The organism is Clostridium sp. BJN0001, from assembly GCF_022869825.1.
Classification (GTDB): domain Bacteria; phylum Bacillota; class Clostridia; order Clostridiales; family Clostridiaceae; genus Clostridium.
The window spans coordinates 1112741-1130305 of sequence record NZ_CP094971.1; the positions used below are offsets into that span (position 1 = coordinate 1112741).

17 protein-coding genes are annotated in these 17565 nt (G+C 25.8%); 15 read left to right on the plus strand and 2 right to left on the minus strand.

Annotated features, from left to right (window positions below; genetic code table 11):
• Nucleotides 1–34 precede the first annotated feature (34 nt).
• The 10 genes from MTX53_RS05240 (at nt 35) to MTX53_RS05285 (ending at nt 10078) form a co-directional block, all read left to right on the plus strand.
• On the plus strand, nt 35–1024 hold the full coding sequence (locus tag MTX53_RS05240; protein WP_244835201.1) for an L-lactate dehydrogenase: 990 nt from the start codon (nt 35–37) through the stop codon (nt 1022–1024).
• A 209-nt stretch (nt 1025–1233) separates the two neighbouring features.
• On the plus strand, nt 1234–3309 hold the full coding sequence (locus MTX53_RS05245; protein WP_244835202.1) for an ATP-binding protein: 2076 nt from the start codon (nt 1234–1236) through the stop codon (nt 3307–3309).
• A gap of 199 nt (nt 3310–3508) precedes the next feature.
• A complete protein-coding gene (locus tag MTX53_RS05250; RefSeq protein WP_244835203.1) occupies nt 3509–4450 on the plus strand; it encodes a hypothetical protein in 942 nt (313 codons plus the stop codon).
• Nucleotides 4451–4486: 36 nt separating this feature from the next.
• Complete coding sequence (locus MTX53_RS05255; RefSeq protein WP_244835204.1) at nt 4487–5314, plus strand: SseB family protein; 828 nt, start codon at nt 4487–4489, stop codon at nt 5312–5314.
• A 112-nt stretch (nt 5315–5426) separates the two neighbouring features.
• Nucleotides 5427–5906: an S-ribosylhomocysteine lyase gene (locus tag MTX53_RS05260; protein WP_244835205.1), complete on the plus strand. Its 480-nt coding sequence runs from the start codon at nt 5427–5429 to the stop codon at nt 5904–5906.
• A 115-nt stretch (nt 5907–6021) separates the two neighbouring features.
• Complete coding sequence (locus MTX53_RS05265; protein WP_244835206.1) at nt 6022–7359, plus strand: hypothetical protein; 1338 nt, start codon at nt 6022–6024, stop codon at nt 7357–7359.
• 15 nt (nt 7360–7374) lie between these two features.
• Entirely contained in the window at nt 7375–8337 is a 963-nt protein-coding gene (locus tag MTX53_RS05270) for a U32 family peptidase (RefSeq protein ID WP_244835207.1), read from the plus strand.
• A gap of 73 nt (nt 8338–8410) precedes the next feature.
• Complete coding sequence (locus MTX53_RS05275; RefSeq protein WP_244835208.1) at nt 8411–8587, plus strand: hypothetical protein; 177 nt, start codon at nt 8411–8413, stop codon at nt 8585–8587.
• A 127-nt stretch (nt 8588–8714) separates the two neighbouring features.
• Entirely contained in the window at nt 8715–9428 is a 714-nt protein-coding gene (locus tag MTX53_RS05280; RefSeq protein WP_244835209.1) for a hypothetical protein, read from the plus strand.
• A gap of 50 nt (nt 9429–9478) precedes the next feature.
• Nucleotides 9479–10078, plus strand: coding sequence for a histidine phosphatase family protein (locus MTX53_RS05285; RefSeq protein WP_244835210.1), 600 nt, complete (start codon nt 9479–9481; stop codon nt 10076–10078).
• 48 nt (nt 10079–10126) lie between these two features.
• On the opposite strand, the gene MTX53_RS05290 is transcribed toward MTX53_RS05285, so the two are convergent.
• Nucleotides 10127–11203 (minus strand): HD domain-containing phosphohydrolase, encoded by a 1077-nt coding sequence (locus MTX53_RS05290; RefSeq protein WP_244835211.1) that lies wholly within the window; start codon nt 11201–11203, stop codon nt 10127–10129.
• A 263-nt stretch (nt 11204–11466) separates the two neighbouring features.
• Here MTX53_RS05290 and ugpC point away from each other — a divergent pair, with 263 nt between their 5' ends.
• The 4 genes from ugpC to MTX53_RS05310 all read left to right on the plus strand — a co-directional run bounded on the left by ugpC (nt 11467) and on the right by MTX53_RS05310 (nt 15632).
• Nucleotides 11467–12576, plus strand: a complete 1110-nt coding sequence (ugpC, locus tag MTX53_RS05295; RefSeq protein ID WP_244835212.1) for a sn-glycerol-3-phosphate ABC transporter ATP-binding protein UgpC — start codon at nt 11467–11469, stop codon at nt 12574–12576.
• Between the two features lie 88 nt (nt 12577–12664).
• Nucleotides 12665–13621 (plus strand): helix-turn-helix domain-containing protein, encoded by a 957-nt coding sequence (locus MTX53_RS05300; RefSeq protein WP_244835213.1) that lies wholly within the window; start codon nt 12665–12667, stop codon nt 13619–13621.
• Nucleotides 13622–13646: 25 nt separating this feature from the next.
• Nucleotides 13647–14654: a LacI family DNA-binding transcriptional regulator gene (locus MTX53_RS05305; protein WP_244835214.1), complete on the plus strand. Its 1008-nt coding sequence runs from the start codon at nt 13647–13649 to the stop codon at nt 14652–14654.
• 21 nt (nt 14655–14675) lie between these two features.
• Nucleotides 14676–15632, plus strand: a complete 957-nt coding sequence (locus MTX53_RS05310; RefSeq protein ID WP_244835215.1) for a D-2-hydroxyacid dehydrogenase — start codon at nt 14676–14678, stop codon at nt 15630–15632.
• A 175-nt stretch (nt 15633–15807) separates the two neighbouring features.
• On the opposite strand, the gene MTX53_RS05315 is transcribed toward MTX53_RS05310, so the two are convergent.
• The gene (locus MTX53_RS05315; protein WP_244835216.1) at nt 15808–16581 is read right to left on the minus strand and encodes an HAD family hydrolase; all 774 of its coding nucleotides are present in this window, start codon (nt 16579–16581) and stop codon (nt 15808–15810) included.
• Nucleotides 16582–16726: 145 nt separating this feature from the next.
• On the opposite strand from MTX53_RS05315, the gene MTX53_RS05320 reads away from it, so the two are divergent.
• Nucleotides 16727–17461: a phosphatase gene (locus MTX53_RS05320; protein WP_244835217.1), complete on the plus strand. Its 735-nt coding sequence runs from the start codon at nt 16727–16729 to the stop codon at nt 17459–17461.
• Nucleotides 17462–17565: the final 104 nt, after the last annotated feature.

Consider the following 17565-nt stretch of genomic DNA (forward strand, 5'->3'; position numbering starts at 1 on the left):
GTTTATTTATTAAATTAAGTTTGGGGATGACAATATGAATAAAAATAAACTAGTTGTTATTGGAGTTGGACATGTTGGTTCATATGTTTTAGCGGATGCAATGAAAATTGGATTGTTTGCTGAAATAGGGGTTATTGATAGTTTAAACAATGTAGCTTATGGTGAAGCTTTAGATCAAGCTCAAGCTACAGCGTTAACATACATGAACAACATAAATGTTACAAGTGGTGGCTATGAGCAGTGTAAGGATGCAGATGTAATAATCGTTGCAGCAGGACCTAGTATGATACCAGATCCTAATGATCCTACGGGAGAACCAGATCGTACACTACTTACTAAGACAAATTGTGAAGTTATTCGTGAGGTTATGACAGGAATTACTAAGTATACAAAAGATGCAGTTATAATTTTTATTACAAATCCATTAGATACTATGGTTTACATTGCTGAAAATGAATTTGGATATCCAAAGGGACGTGTATTTGGAACAGGAACAATGCTTGATTCTGCACGTTTACGTAAATTAGTTGCAGATGTATATGACATTGATCCAAAATCAGTTACAGGTTATATGATGGGAGAACACGGAAGCACAGCATTCCCTGTACTTAGTCATGTTAATGTTTCAGGTGTTCCACTTAAGGATTTAGATAAATATCTTAAATCATCTAAAGATATTAATGATCCTTATACAGTAAAAAAAGAAGTAGTAAGCGCTGCATATAAAGTGTTTAATGGTAAAGGATGGACTAATGCAGGTGTTGCTCAATCTGCAGTCACTATGGCTAAAGCAGTTTTATTAGATGAAAGAAGTGTTTATCCTGCATCTACAACTCTTCATGGTCAATATGGTCATGATGGTGATGTAGCTTTAAGTATGCCATGTGTAATTGGACGAGAAGGTGTTTTAAAACAAATACCTGTTGAGTTAAATGAATGGGAAACTAAAAAACTTCAGGAATCTATTAAATTTATTAAGGCTACTATGCATGATGCTAAAACTGGTCCTGAATTTTTAAAATAGTGAAGTTAAGTTCTATTAGATATTTTTCTAATAGAACTTTTTTTATTTGCAACTATATATTCTTAAGATTTACTATATAAAGAAAATAGAAATATTGTTAATCCTTTTTTGTTTTAATTATCCTTTATATAAGGATAGTGATATAATATTACTAAATAATCAATTATTTGTAAAAGATTATTTAAGATCATTAATGGGAGTGAAACGAAATGAAAAAAAAATATTCTTTAGAAGATTTAGAGAAATTAATTAATAGCCTTCCATATGAAGTATCTCTTCAAAATGAAAAAGGGGAGTATGTTTTTGTAAATAATTTATTATTGGAAACATTAAAAATAGATAAAGAAGATATTATAGGAAAAAAGCCTGATGAAGTTTTTGCTCCAGGCGATGCTAAAATTATGAAAAAGGTATATAATAACGTTATTAATAGAGGAAAGGGAATTTTTACTGAAATAAAATCTGATACAAATGGTAAATGGTATGATTTATATAAAACAGTTATAGATAATAATTATGTTGCATGTATAGTTAATGAATGCAATGTGAACATTTTTAAAGCATATGATAATTTTTATTATGAAGATGAATCAAATTCTTTAGAATATAGTGATATGCTATGTGATAAAAATCAGAATGAAAGTACGTATTATGAACTTAAGAAGAGATTTACTTCACTGTGCAAAAACATTCAGTATAAAATTAAAGCAGACGGAATTAATGTATATTTAGTAAATGATAGAACTAATGAATTATATGAATTTATAAAAACAGGAGAAAATATAGACAAGTATCCTGAAGTAAAAGAATGCATTCGTAATTTTAAAAAAAGAGGTATTGAAAATTATGATGAAATTTTAAGTACTCAATGTAAAGGTACATACAATTCTAATAAAAATAATAAAGACAGAGGAGTAATAAAGTATTTTCCAATTAAATATGGGTTAAAATTTATGGGCTTTATTGCCGTTTATTATATAGATGAAAATTTAATAAAATTTGAAGCTGATGATTTTCTTAAATCAATATGTTATAAAGTTGGAATTATCTGTAAAAACACTAAAATTAGACGCAGACTTGAAAAAGTATCTCGCGAAAATGAAGAAAGTAAAGAAGAACTTAAAGCTTTTTTAGAGACAGCAAGTGATGTATGGTCTATAATAAAAAAAGATGGAACTTTTATAAAAATGAGTAAAAATATAACTAATATTTTTGGATGGAGTGAGGATGAAGTATTTAAATATAATTATAAAGATTTAATTCATCCAGATGATACAAAATTAGCTCTTGAATATTTACATAAAACAGGAAATACTAATGGAGAAAAAAGAAACGATTTAATAAGCAGATTTAAATGTAAAAATGGTGAATATAAATTAGTACAATGGAGTGCTACATCAAAAAATGATAATAATATTATTATTTTAACTGGAAAAGATGTAACGTTTCAAAAAAAACTAGAAGAAGAAAATAAAAAAATACATGATGAACTGGAATTTGAAACTTTAAAAACAGAATTTTTTATGAATATGTCGCATGAATTTAGAACACCAATTAACATAATACTTTCATCAGTTCAGTTAATAAATATGTATCTTCAGAACAACGAACCGGAAAAAAGTTTGAAAAATTTGTTATATATAAAGCAGAACTCATATAGACTTTTAAAGCTTGTTAATAATATTTTAGATATTAATAAAATTGATTCGGGTTCATGCAAGCTTAATCTAGAAAACTGTAATATTATAGATGTTATTGAAAAAACAGTATCATCTGTAGTTAGATATGCAAAGAGTTTTGACAGCAATATAACGTTTGATACAGATGAAGAAGAGGTAGTAACATCGTGTGATACAGATAAAATAGAAAGAATTATGTTAAATTTATTATCTAATGCATTAAAATATGTAAATAAAAATGGAAAAATACGAGTTAAGATAAATACTGATAGAAAGAAAAAAATTATCTGTGTATCAATATGGGATAACGGAATAAAAATAAAGAAAGAAGATTCAGAAAAAATTTTTGACAGATTTACAAGAGTAGATAATTCACTTACAAGAATTTGTGAGGGTGGAGGAATGGGTCTTACACTTACAAAATCTCTTGTAGAACTTCATGGAGGAAGAATTTGGGTGAACACTAATATTAAAGAAGGTGCTGAAATAAAATTTACACTTCCAATAAAGACAGTTTATAGTAAAGAAAATAAATATTATAAAAAGTTTGATTCAAAAATTGAAAGATGTAATATTGAATTTTCAGATATATATTCATTAATGTAAATTAGTATCAATGATAAAGTTTAATATAAAGAAGCAAATAATAAAAAATGTTGTAATGATTCAAATTTATTGCAGCATTTTCTTTTATTTTATAATTATAAATATTTATTAGATTTATATATTATTTGACTGTTATTTAACTCTAGTCTATAATAAAATTCAGTAAAAACAAGTTTCAGAAAGGAAAGTAAAAATAGATATGTTAAGCATTGTGAAAACAGCAATAATAACTATAATAATATCATTTATTTCAGGTGTCTTATTAGACTATTATAAAAATTTTGGATCAAAAATAGTATGTTCGCTGAAAAAAGTAAAATTAAAAAATGGAATTGAATCAAACTGTAAAGTATATGTAGTAGATATAAAAAATATTTCAAATAAAATAATTCATGATTTGAATTTAAATATTCAAGCATCTTGCAGTAAAATCAGGATAGAAAAAGCGCAGATAACGAAAGGTTTAAAGTTTGATATAGAAGATAACAGAATGTTTTATGATGTATCAATCCCGTTTTTAAGCAAAGATGATGAGTTTAAAGCTTTTATATATTTAGAAGACACAAAAAATGATAATGTTAAGCCAATTTTAGCGTTAAGATCGCCAGAAAAATTCAAAAAAGTTTATAAATTTAATAATAAACAAATAGAAAGTAATAATGATGAAGTTAATAAAAAAACTTCATTATTAGGAAATTTTAATAAAAAGAAAATTATAGCTGCATTTTTATTATTTATAGTAGTATTTGGAGTAGTTTCTATCGGAGAACATATGATAAATAAAATATCTAATCTTTCCGATGTTTTGCCTAAAAGTGATGATTCACAGAAAAATACTACAGATACATCAAGTGTACAAACTGATACACAAACAAATCAAAAAACTAATACTACTGATAAGAATATATCAAAAGAAAATGAACAAAAAAGTGATACGCAAAATAATCAATCTAGTGCATCACAAAATTCTGATAAAAAAGCAACTGAAAATATACAAAAAGATACCGATTCTGAGAGTAGTGATAAAAAAGTAGAAGAAAATGAATCGCAAAGTATTAACGCAAATTCAAATACTGTGCAAAATGTAGAAAAAAGTAAAGATGCTACTGAATCACAAAGTAATGATGTAAAAGAAAAATAATAATTTTATAAATAAAAAAATAATAGGAGAATTGTTATGAGTGTTAATGAATTAATAGAGGAATACTATAAAAATAATAATGATAAAGTTATATACAAAAAGATAGTAGAGAGTTTAAAAAATGAAGATGAAATATATATTGCATACTGTCCTTATATAAGAAACTATTATGTTGATTTTAATGACAAAAAAGCATCAGCATATATTTTTTCAAGCGAAGAAATTTATAAGAAATTTGAAGAGTGTATGGCAAAAAATATGTTCATATTAAAAATTATTAAGAACAGAAAGGATGAAAGAATTTCTCTTTTTCAGGATTTTTATAGAAACGGCATTGAGCAGATTGTAGTAAAAGCTGAAAAAGATTTAAAAATGAGCCTTTTTGATATGATAGACAAGCCTGATTTTTCAGATATTCCGTATGTAAATAGACCTATTTTAAATCCATTTCTTCTATTTAATATAAATTATTTTTTCGAATGTTTAAGTGCAAAAAAAGCAGATAAAAAGATTGAGATAAATATGTTTAAAGAAATAAAAAAAGGAAAATATTTAATTCCTATGGATGCAACAGGAGTTAATTTAGAAAAAAGTGATTCTAAAAATACAGAAGCTACAATTAAGAAAGATAGTGTTATTCATTTCCCAATAATAAAAAATAGAGATGGAAAAAGTTTTTATCCTATATTTACAGACTGGGCTGAATTTATTAAATTTGACTCTAAAAAGAAATATGTAGGTAATATTATTTCGTTTGAAGATATTAGCCATCTTATCAAAAATGTTGAAGGGGTAGCAATAAATCCATTTGGTGTTAATTTAATATTAAATGATTCTATGATAAATACAATTAAAAATATATAAATCTTAAAGTGAAAATCAATATAATGATTTTAAATTGTATATGTGTTAACATATATACGTAAAGCCGTCTCAGTTAAAGACAGTTACTTAAATAATATAAGGGAGCGATAAAATGGATAAAATAGCTAGTTTTACTATTAATCATCTAAAACTTTTACCAGGAGTATATGTATCACGAAAAGATAAATTAGAGTCTAATGTTCTTACTACATTTGATTTAAGAATGACAAGACCTAATTATGAACCTGTAATGAATACAGCAGAAGTTCATACAATAGAACATCTTGGAGCAACTTTTTTACGAAATAATAAAGAATATAAAGAAAAGACTGTATATTTTGGACCAATGGGATGTAGAACAGGATTTTACTTAATATTAGGTGGAGATTATGAATCAAAGGATATAGTAGGACTTGTTACAGAAATGTTTAAATTTATTGCAGATTTTGAAGGAGAAGTACCTGGAGCAGCCCCAAAAGATTGTGGAAACTATCTTGATATGAATCTTAATATGGCAAAGTATTTAGCTAAGAAATATCTTAATGATGTTTTATTAAATATAACTGAAGAAAGACTTATTTATCCTCAGTAATTTTAAACATAAAAAAGCTAGCAAAATAGGCTGGCTTTTTTTTATTTTCTTAATAATATATAGTGACATTTTTTCCTTAAATACTATAATATAAGTTAGAATAGGGGGAGATATTTTGAAAAATGATGAATGTAATTTCATTCCATCTTCACTTGCAGCTTGTTTTATAGATAATAAAGAAGTTCATATAATGAAAATGTCTTCTAGAGGTATTTTTATTAGAACAATTGAAGCTGAAGATAATATAACAAAAATCAATATGTCTTTTTATGATTTTTCAAAATCAAAGTATCAGGAAATAGAAATTAGAAATATAGAAGTAGAGAAAGTAAATAAAAATGAATTTTATTATATATATAAAATAATAATAAATGATGAGAATTATGTTAATATGGTTAACTTCATTTTTAGAGATTATTCAAGATATGTAACTCTTAAGAATTATGGAGAAGAAAATGAATTTTCAGAAGTTATGACTGGTTATCCTGCAGAAAAAGATTTTGATTTCTATGAATTTTATGATGATCAGAAAAAAGATTTAATAAAAGATGTAGATTTTGATAAATTTAATTATATCTTAAAAGATGTTGAACTTGCATGTACAATTAATACAGATGAACTTTGTGACAAATATCTTCTAAATAATATATATGAGTTCACTAAATATTATTTAGAAGATAATTATATATATTCTAGTAGTATGCTTAAAAAGAAATTTTCAAGAATATATATTGGAAATGAGTTTTGCCACAATTTGTTTCCTAAAAAAGATATTCTTTTAAAAATGCTTAATAAAGCTTTATTAGAAAAAGTTAATATAACTATCTGCTTTACGTATATGAGAGAATGTTATATAGAAAAAAATAAAGAAATATTAGAGAAAATTTATAAATGGTGCAAAAAATCAAATAAAAAAGTTGAAATAGTTATAAATGATTGGGGAATGATAAAACTAATATGTGGTAAAGAAGATTTTTTTAGTATTAATTTAGGAATACTTTTAAATAAGAGAAAAAAAGATCCACGTTTCATATTTAAAAAAGGGTTTAATGAAAATAGAGAACTTTTGTCCGAAAATAGTTTAAATGTTCCTTTATATAGGGAATTTTTAAAACAATATGGAATTAAAAGATTTGAATTTGAGACATCTTTATATAAGCTTAAGATTCCAAAAGGAAAACATAGTCTTCATATGCCGTTTTATATTACAAATACTTCTCAGTATTGCCCTTTATATGCAATGTGTACAAAAATGGATAGAGGAGAGCAGATACTTGTTAAAAACTGTCCTAAATATTGCACAGATTATATCTTTTCTTATCCTAAACATCTAAAAATGGTAGGAAAATATAACTCACTTTTTAGTTTTGATGATACTATTTTAAAAGATAGTGAAAAGCTTAATTATTATCTAAAAAATGGTATTGATCGTATAGTTTTAAATTTTATATAAAAGAAGGAATATAAAATGAAAATAGTTGCTGGAATTGGTCTTATTGATGATTATATAAAAATTGTACAAGCAGGGGCAGATGAGATGTTTATTGGTTTTGTTCCTTATGAGTGGACTAAGAAATATGGAAGCCTTTTCCCATTAAATAGAAGAGAAGTTCTTTATTATAACGTTCAGGTAACTTCATATGAAGATATGAAAATATTAAAAAAAATGATAGATGTATATAATGTACCTGTTACAATAACAATAAATTATCCATACTATCCTAAAGAGCAGTATAAAATTATAGAAGATATAATTGAAAAACTCTGCAAAATTGGATTTAATGAATTTATAATTGCAGATATAAGTCTATTATTGTATTTAAGAGAAAGAAAATTAAATTTTAAAGTTCATTTAAGCGGGGAATGTGCCGAAATCAATAAACTTTCAATCGAATTTTTAAATCAGTTTGATATAAAAAGATATATATTTCATAGAAAAAATAGTATATGTGATATGAAAGAATGTATAAAGTCAAATAAAGTTAAAAATTTAGAGTATGAGGCATTTATATTAAATGAAAGGTGTCATTATACAGGAGCTTTTTGTAGTTCACTTCATTGTGATGAACTGTCCCATCTATGTAAAATAGATTATATTATGGCAAAGAATTATAAGAATTCAAATCATTTTAAAAATGTAAGTAGAAAATTAGAAAAGTATTATGAAGAGAGTGAGACTTATGAAAATCATAAAGGATATTTTTTAGGGGAGAATGGATGTGGACTCTGTAGTCTTTACAATTTAGATAAAGCAGGTGTTACACACCTTAAAGTTGTAGGAAGAGGAAACTTAATTTATAATATAGAAAATGATGTTAAAAATTTAAAAAGAGCACTTCACATACTTAAAAATAGTCAGAATTATAAAGAAGATATGAGAAAAGAATTGTTTCCTGATGGTTGCAGTAAAAAATGTTATTATTTTATATGAATAATAAATAGTAATTTATTGAATATCTTATTCGATAATGAAATAAAGTTATATAAAGAAGGAGGAAAGAATTATGAGAAATAAAGCATTATTTATTACAAGTTTTGTCCTAATGATTATATCATTATTTTTTATGGCAGTTAATGCATTTATATTTAAAATTCCTGATGAGTTAATAAGAATATGTGGCATAGCTATTTTTATTAACACTCCGATATTTATATATCTTTTATTAAGGGGAAATAGGTAAAAATAAATTTTGTCAGAAAATGATTTATTAAAAATAGCTTAATTTATGGAAGTACATGCATAATTAATAATTGATAAAAATAGATATATATAATAGATGTATTAAATAAATATCTAGGGAGGTTATTATGAAGAGCAAAAGTGTACTTTCAATTTTAGTACTTGTCTCAATTTTATTTATGACTACAATATCTTCTGTTTCTGTATCTGCAGAATTCAAATATAATAAAGATGGTATATGTAAGTTTTATGATCAAGGCAATTATGTTACTCAGTGGAAATTGATTGATAGAAATTGGTATTATTTTAATCAAAATGGAATCCTTCAAAATGAAAAATGGATAAAATCTAATAATAAATGGTATTATGTGGACCATTATGGAATAATGCCTAAAGATATGATTATTGATGGATACTATGTCAATAAAAGCGGAGAATGGACAGGTTCTAATGAAAATATAATTAAAAGTTCAGAAGCAAAAAATTTAATATATGTAAACGATGGAGGCTTCTTAAATAAGCAACTTAAAAGTAAATTTGTAACTCTTGTAGGACCTGAAGACTTTACATATGATGAAATTTATGAATTATGGGATCTTAAAGGAGCTTTAAGGGAAAATTATTATAGATTTGCAGTGATGAATACATCGGAAGATGGGAAAGAATATTATTTTGATGAATGTTCTTATCTAGTAGGAAAGAGCACAGGAAATGTTTATATGATTCCTCATCAGGGATGTCTACCTATGTATCAGATTAATAAAAATAAAGTTATAAAAAAATTCAATTGGTTTGAAGTAAGTGATTACTATGATTATGATTGGCGCAGTGATTTATTATAAATATAAAAATTTATAGTAATACAGATTGGATGTTACGGAGGATAAAATAAATGAAAATATACCTAATAAGGCATGGAGAAACAGATTGGAATTTGAAACAAATAATTCAGGGTACAAATGATACTGTTTTAAATGATACAGGAAGAAGACAGGCTAAAAAATTAGCAAATAAACTATATTACGATAAAAACATAAAATTTTCCAAAGTATATACAAGCAAACAGAAAAGAGCAGTGGAAACAGCAAAAATAATAGCAAGAATTTTAAATAAAGATTATATAATTGTTCAAGGAATTGAAGAAATGAATTTGGGAAGTTTTGAGAAACATAAATGGGAAGATGTAGAGAAAAAATTCAGTGATGAATTTTCTTTATGGATGAAAGATATACGATATAGAAGAGTCCCTTTTGGTGAATCTTATGAAGATGTTTTAAAAAGAGCAATAAAAACGTTATATAAAATAATAAAGTCTAATTCAGAAAATGTTGCAATTGTAACTCATGGTGCAGTAATTATGGCAATTGTATGTCTTATTAAAGAAAACTCTTTTAACGATATACTTAAGTTTTCTGCGTTAAATAGTTCAATATATGAGATTAATAGTGAAGACGTATTAAAACATATTAATATCTTTAAAAAAGCAAAATAAAAAAACTTCTTATTGAGAATTTTCAATAGGGAGTTTTTTTTATTTAATTTAATGAATAACTAATTCTTTAATAGATAAATCTTTATTTTTTGAAAGATCAATAAAATCATCATCTACAAGAAGAAGTGGCTTTGAAATTTGTTCTGGATTAATTTGAATTATTTTTCCCTGCTTATTATTGCTTAAGATAACACTTTCACCCATATAAAAATTTGCTATATGTTCTAAAAATACTTTTGTATATATATAGTCAAATTTATTAACACTACTTTGTTTTATTTCTTCTAGAGTTTCAAATGCACTTTTTTTAGTGATTCCTTCTATATCTGAATTCAATACATCTAGCTTGTCTGCAATTGCAATTATTTTTGCGAATGGATGGATTTTTTCTCCTTTAATCGCAAAATATCCACTTCCATCTTCTCTCTCATGATGCATTAAAACACCATAGCTTACGCTTTTATCAAGATAAGGAATATTAATAACTGATTCATAACCTAATTTAGTATGTTCTTTTATTTCTTTATGTCTTTTTTCTAAAATCATATCGGGTTTCTTTTGAAGTTCATAATCTAACTTTGTCATACCAAAATCATGAAGAAGAGCTGAATAAATTAAAAGATTTATTTTAGCTTTATCAAAGCCAAGCCATTTAGCAATAAGTGCACTCATAACGGCAACGTTTACCCCATGTCTATATATACAGTCATTTCCGCTTCCTTTAAATAATACACTACTTACTACTATTTCTTGTGATTCGAGTTCTTTTAAAATTTTATTGGCAAAATTTCTTAGCTCATTATTTACTGTAAGATTATTTGTGTGTTTCATTTGCTCAAACATTTTTGTAAGATTATTGCTTATATCATCAAATGTTTGTTCTACTTTTTTTATTTCTTCTTCTTTACTATAGCTTTTTAATATTTCATCTGGTATTCCTACTGTTATTTTATCAAAGAAGTATGATCTTTTAAGAATCGATATTTTCTCCTCATCAAGTGTGGTATCCTTTTTTATAAGAAGATTTCCGTTTTTATAAACGTCATTTGTAATTATCATTCCTGGTTTTAATTCGTTAATTGTTAAAATGCCTAAATTTTGCATAATATCATTCCTTTTTTTCATAACTATACTTCTATTATTGTATATTTATAGAAATTTGTCAAAGAATTTCTTTATAAAAAATTAATTTGTATATATATTAATGATAAAGATTACATTGAGTTATATAATCCTTTTATATCTTTTCACAAAAATTATTATCAGCTTTTGTAAGAAATGATTATTGAATTAAAACCATTACACTAGTAGAATAATAACTGTAGCAAGGAAAAATAAATAACAAAGATTTAAAGAGAGAGCTACACAAATGAAAGGGAGGGATTTAAATGGCAGGTTTGTCATTAAAACATATTTACAAAGTTTATCCAGGAGATGTTACAGCAGTAACAGATTTTAATCTTGAAATTGAAGATAGAGAATTTATAGTATTCGTTGGTCCATCAGGATGTGGAAAATCTACTACATTAAGAATGATAGCAGGACTTGAAGAAATATCAAAAGGTGAATTATATATAGATGGAAAATTAGTTAATGATGTTGAGCCAAAGGAAAGAGATATAGCAATGGTTTTCCAGAACTATGCATTATATCCTCATATGACTGTTTACGATAACATGGCATTTGCATTAAAATTAAGAAAGACTCCAAAAGATGTTATAGATAAAAAAGTTAAAGAAGCAGCTAAGAGACTTGATATTGAACATTTATTAGATAGAAAGCCAAAGGCTTTATCAGGTGGTCAAAGACAAAGAGTTGCCCTTGGAAGAGCAATTGTCAGAGAACCAAAGGTATTCTTAATGGACGAGCCTTTATCAAACCTTGATGCAAAGTTAAGAGTTCAAATGAGAACTGAAATTTCTAAATTATATCAAAATTTAGCAACTACATTTATTTATGTAACACATGATCAGGTTGAAGCTTTAACAATGGGTACAAGAATTGTTGTTATGAAAGATGGTGTAATTCAGCAGGTTGATACTCCACTTAACATATACAATAACCCAACAAACGTATTCGTTGCAGGATTTATTGGAAGTCCACAAATGAATTTATTAAATTGTGTCTTAAAAGAAGAAAATGGAAAAGTTTATTGTGTATTGGAAGATAATAAGATATTAATTTCAGATGCAAAAGCAAAGATTCTTAAAGACAAAGGATATATTGGAAAAGAAGTTGTATTTGGTATAAGACCAGAACACATTGATGATGATCAAAATATAGTTGCAGCAAATCCAGAAGAAACAGTAAATGGAGCAGTTGAAGTTGTTGAAAGAATGGGAGCTGAGAGTTACATTTATTTCAAATCAGCAAATAAGAGTTTAACTGCAAGAGTTAGTGGAAGCACTAAGTTAGAACCAGGAGACAACATCAAATTAGCAATTGAGATTAACAATATCCATATATTTGATGCTGAAACTGAATTAAGAGTATGTTAATATATAAGTAAATATATATATAAATTTTAGCTCCACTACTAAAGTGGGGCTAAAATCATAATAAAGAGAGTTGAGGTGAGTACTTATATTGAATAATTTAAATATATATCTTAAAGATATGTATGATGCTTGTAAATTTGATTTTTCTGTGTATGTTGATGAAAAATTAATATTTTCTTCAAATAAAAAGTTTCAAAAAGATGATGAGGATCTTTATAAAGAAGAATTAAGCATTGAAAATTCAAATATAAAAATAATAGTATTCAAAAAAGATATAAATGTAGCAAATATTATAAAGTTTTTTCTTCAGGAAAAATATAAACCAATTAATAATGAGAAAGAAAACGTAATCTTAAAACTTTTAAAAAGAGAACCAGTGTCAGCTGCTGTTTTAAATAAAAAAATGCCTTTACTAACAGAAAATACATATATGATAACTCTATATCTTGAAAATAAGGTGTTAGATGTAAAAGATATACTAGAAAAAATATATACAGATACTGATTCGATTATTATTAGAAAAGATGATAATGTAGTAATGATCGGAAATTTTGAAGAGATAAAAGATCATATTTCAAGTATTAGTGAAACTATATATACATCTTTATATGAAAAAAGTTTTATAAATTATGATAAAATATATTCATATAATAATTTGGCTGAATTATATGATGAAGCACTTTATCATATAAAGCTTGCTAAAAAATATAATTTAGAAGAAAAGGTTTTTAATAACGATAGTTTATTTTTTGAAAAGATTATTGATGGTCTTTCAGATCAAACTAAAAGCAGAATATTAAAAAGATTTTCTGATGGATTTTCTAAACTTGATAAGGAACTTATAAAAACTATTGAAATATTTTTTATTATGAATCTAAATTTAAGTGAATCAGCAAAAGAATTATATGTTCATAGAAATACACTTATATATAGATTAGATAAAATAGAAAGATATACTACATATGATATTAGAAAATTTAATGATGCTATAATTTTTAAAATGGCATTTTGCATATGGAAGGAACATAATCTTCAGAAAAAGTAAAAATTAGAGAAAATGGAGAAGTGGTATGAATATAAAAGATATAGCTAAATTAGCTAATGTAGGCGTAAGCACAGTTTCACGAGTTATAAATAATAGTCCTGATGTAAAAGAAAGTACAAGAGAAAAAATAAAAAATGTGATTAAAAAGTATAATTATGTACCAAATAACGGTGCGAGAATGTTAAAACAAAATAGAACAAAAAATATCGGACTTCTCGTAAAAGGTGTATTTAATCCATTTTTCTCAGAGATGACAAGTATTATAGGTTCAGAAATAGTTAAAAACGGATATAGTATGATAATGGAGCAAAACGATTTTACAAGACTTGATGATGTTGATACGTTAATTTCATTTATTAAAGAAAAGAAACTTAGAGGAGCAATATGTCTTGGAGGTAACTTTGTAGACATAAATAATGATAGCTTTAATGAAATTACAATACCACTTGTTTTAGCTTCTGTAGATAGTGTCGACTATAATGATGGTGGAAATTACTCATCAATAGGTATAGATAATAGAAATGCAGGGTATGAAGCAACAAAATACCTTATTAAGAATGGGCATAAGAAGATAGCTATTATTATTGGTGATTATGAAGATAGAGGCATAAGTCTTTTAAGACTTGAAGGATATAAAAGAGCACTTAAAGAAAGTAAAATTAAAGAAGAATATATATTAAATGCTAATTATTCAAGTTTTGATGCTTATGATGTAACAAAAGAATTTCTAAAAAAGAATGGAGATAGTGTAACAGCAATATTTGCATTATCAGATATTATGGCTATGGGAGTTGCAAAAGCAGTTTTAGATAGTAACTATAAAATACCGCAGGATATATCAATATTAGGGTTTGATGGAATGGCTGAAAGTAAATTCTATAATCCTGAAATATCAACAGTAGAGCAGCCAAAAGGGAAAATGGCAAAAGCCAGTATTGAGCTTCTTTTTTCACTTATAGATAAGAAAAGTGAAAACAAACATATGGTACTTAAGACAAAAATTATTGAAAGAAGTTCTGTATTGTCTAAATAATTTTACTGGAGGGGGGATTTTATGAAACAGATTGTAGTGTTAGATGGTAAAACCTTAGGAAAGGTTGATTATATAAAACTTAATGAGCTTGGGCAAGTAATATATTATGATATGACTAAGAAAAAAGATATAAAAAGTAGGATAAAAGATGCAGATATAATATTAGTAAATAAAGTTATATTGGATGCTGAAGAACTTCAAAGTGCTAAGAATTTGAAGCTAATTTGTGAAATGGCTACAGGATATAATAATATTGATATAGATTACTGCATTGAAAACAATATTGCAGTAACAAATGTGGCTGGTTATTCAACGTCTGCTGTTGTTCAACATACCTTTGCCTTATTTTTTGCATTAAATAACAGAATAGAATATTTTGATGATTTTGTAAAGTCAGGAGAATATTCTAAATCCAAAATGTTTACGAATTTAGATAAACCGTTTAATGATTTAAATGGTAAGGTATGGGGAATAATTGGTCTTGGAGCTATAGGAAAAAACGTTGCAAGAATTGCTCAAGCTTTTGGTGCTAGAGTAATATATTATTCTACATCTGGAAAAAATGATAATACAGATTATGCAAGAGTAAATTTTGATGATCTTCTTGAAAAATCAGATGTAATATCAATCCATGCTCCATTAAATAAAAAAACAGAAGGACTTATTAATTATAAAGCTTTTAAGAAAATGAAAAAAAGCTGTATCTTAATTAATGTTGGAAGAGGCCCTATTGTAGTAGAGCAAGATCTTGCAAGAGCGTTAGATAAAGATTTAATATTTGGAGCAGGAGTAGATGTATTTTGTAGAGAACCACTTTTAAAATCTAATCCCCTTCTTAAAATAAACGATCCAGAAAAAATAATAATGACACCTCATGTTGCATGGACAAGTAAAGATGCAAGAGATAGATTATTTAATGGTGTTCTTGAAAACATCAGAGCATTTATTGCAGGTGAGAAAAGAAATAGAGTAGATTAAATTTTAATTTTAGGCTATGCTAAGTAACAGTGCTGAAATAGCCTAAAATAATGGAACTCTTGAAAAGGAGTTCCATTATTTTATCATTTAAGAAAGTTGTTAATATAATCATCATAGAACGACGCATTATAAATTTCTATTAAGATATCTGCGTCTTTTTTTGCTTTATGAAAAGTTAAATAGCATATTCAAGTATAGCTTTAAAAACTCCTTCATCAATGTTGCTTTCTGCAATATACTTTGCATCATTTTTCATATCTTCTGGCGCATTTTTCATAACGAAACTATAATCTGCAAGATTAAGCATAGGAATATCATTATAATAATCGCCAAATACCATAGCTTCTTCTTTGCTTGTATTAAGCTTTTCCATTATTTTTTGAAGACAGATACCTTTATTTGCATCCAAATTAGTAACATCTGTCCAACATTCACCTGAAGGTGATATATGAAGTTTATCTTTAAAAGATGAATCTGTTAAATTATGTGTTTTATTAAGATTACAGATAGTAACTTTAATAACATCATCTATATTTTCTATATTATCAGTAAAAGTTATTAAAGGATAATATTTTTTAATCTCATTAAGATGAGCTTCATCTGTATTATTTTCTGCATAAGCGCATTCTGGAGTACAAACTAATATACAGTTGTCAGAATCTTTTCTAGCTTCCTTTATAAAATCTTTTAATAAAGTTTTGTCTATTGTGCCTTTGTATATAGTTTCTCCATTTAATATACATAATGCACCATTTTCACATATATAAGATATTTTAGATGACATAGGACCAAATATTGCTTGAAGAGAGTAGAGCGGTCTTCCACTTGCTGCTATAAAAGTTATGTTTTTTTCTAATACTTTGTTAAAAACAAGCATGAAGTTATCTGGAAGCTTGCTCTTTTCATTTAGTAGTGTACCATCCATATCAGTTGCTATAAGTTTTATCATGTAGTGTATCTCTCCTTATTTTTATTTATAGAATTAATATATTATAATTATATCTTTTATAAATATATAAAGCAATTTATTTTAATAATAAAGTATATATGATATTATATAGATATATATTAAATTTTTGGAAAGGAAGTTTTTTATGAAATACAAATATAAATTAGATGTACATACTCATACTATAGCAAGTGGTCATGCTTATTCAACAATAATGGAGAATGCAAAACAAGCTTCAATAAATGGAATTGAACTTCTAGGTACTACAGAACATGGAAGTATGATGCCGAATTCTCCACATATATGGTATTTCCATAATTATAAAGTACTTCCAAGAGAAATGTATGGTGTTATGATGATATATGGAATTGAGGCAGATATTATTGATAAAAATGGAACTTTTGATGAGGATGACGATACTTTAAATAGAGTTGATATCGTAATTGGAAGCATACATAAGAATGTTTTTAATAGTGATGATATAGACGATAATACAAAGGCTTTTATAAATGCTATAAAATCAGGTAAAATACAGATAGTAGGCCATCTTGGCAATCCTAAAATACCTGTTAACTATAAAAAAGTTATAGATTGTGCTAAAGAGAACAATGTACTAATTGAAATAAATAATAGTTCATTTACAACTTCAAGAAAAGGAAGTCTCTGTAATTGTACAAAGATTGCTGAGTATTGTAAAGAAATAAATACAAAAATTGTAGTAAATAGTGATGCGCATTTTTGTACAAAAATAGGAAAATTTGAAGAAGCAGATGATATGCTTAGTGAAATTTCATTCCCAGAAGAACTTATTATTAATTCAGATAAAGAAAAATTTATATCATTCTTAAAATCAAAAGGAAAACTTTCTGATTTAAAATGATTATTTTAGATATTATTTATTTATTGAAATTTTTAAAAAATTGAATAAATAATAGAAAAAAAGTATAATATTTATAATGTATAGAAACATTATAAATATTAAAA